At 52.0% G+C, this 1,345-nt stretch carries 1 rRNA gene; it reads left to right on the forward strand.

Annotated features, from left to right (window positions below):
• Window positions 1–1,310: ribosomal RNA gene (locus tag ACHB7C_RS20695) — 23S ribosomal RNA — on the forward strand; the annotation flags it as partial.
• Window positions 1,311–1,345: the final 35 nt, after the last annotated feature.

Genomic DNA, 1,345 nt, shown 5'->3' on the forward strand with positions numbered 1-1,345 from the left:
TAATCGTACCCCAAACCGACACAGGTGGTCAGGTAGAGAATACTCAGGCGCTTGAGAGAACTCGGGTGAAGGAACTAGGCAAAATGGTGCCGTAACTTCGGGAGAAGGCACGCTGGCGCTAGGTGAAGTGGTTTACCCATGGAGCTGAAGCCAGTCGCAGATACCAGCTGGCTGCAACTGTTTATTAAAAACACAGCACTGTGCAAACACGAAAGTGGACGTATACGGTGTGACGCCTGCCCGGTGCTGGAAGGTTAATTGATGGGGTTATCCGTAAGGAGAAGCTCTTGATCGAAGCCCCAGTAAACGGCGGCCGTAACTATAACGGTCCTAAGGTAGCGAAATTCCTTGTCGGGTAAGTTCCGACCTGCACGAATGGCGTAATGATGGCCAGGCTGTCTCCACCCGAGACTCAGTGAAATTGAACTCGCTGTGAAGATGCAGTGTACCCGCGGCAAGACGGAAAGACCCCGTGAACCTTTACTATAGCTTGACACTGAACATTGAGCCTTGATGTGTAGGATAGGTGGGAGGCTTTGAAGTGTGGACGCCAGTCTGCATGGAGCCAACCTTGAAATACCACCCTTTAATGTTTGATGTTCTAACGTTGCCCCGTTATCCGGGGTGCGGACAGTGTCTGGTGGGTAGTTTGACTGGGGCGGTCTCCTCCCAAAGAGTAACGGAGGAGCACGAAGGTTGGCTAAGCATGGTCGGACATCATGCGGTTAGTGCAAAGGCATAAGCCAGCTTGACTGCGAGAGTGACGGCTCGAGCAGGTACGAAAGTAGGTCTTAGTGATCCGGTGGTTCTGAATGGAAGGGCCATCGCTCAACGGATAAAAGGTACTCCGGGGATAACAGGCTGATACCGCCCAAGAGTTCATATCGACGGCGGTGTTTGGCACCTCGATGTCGGCTCATCACATCCTGGGGCTGAAGTAGGTCCCAAGGGTACGGCTGTTCGCCGTTTAAAGTGGTACGCGAGCTGGGTTTAGAACGTCGTGAGACAGTTCGGTCCCTATCTGCCGTGGGCGTTGGAAGATTGAAAGGGGCTGCTCCTAGTACGAGAGGACCGGAGTGGACGCACCACTGGTGTTCGGGTTGTCATGCCAATGGCATTGCCCGGTAGCTAAGTGCGGAAGAGATAACCGCTGAAAGCATCTAAGCGGGAAACTTGCCTTGAGATGAGTCTTCCCTGACCCTTTAAGGGTCCTAAAGGAACGTTTAAGACTAAGACGTTGATAGGTTGGGTGTGTAAGCATAGCGATATGTTGAGCTAACCAATACTAATGAACCGTGAGGCTTAACCTGACAACACCGAAGGTGTTTTAGAGATTGAGAGATGA

It is taken from the genome of Providencia sp. 2024EL-00732 (assembly GCF_044006275.1).
Classification (GTDB): Bacteria; Pseudomonadota; Gammaproteobacteria; order Enterobacterales; family Enterobacteriaceae; genus Providencia; species Providencia huashanensis.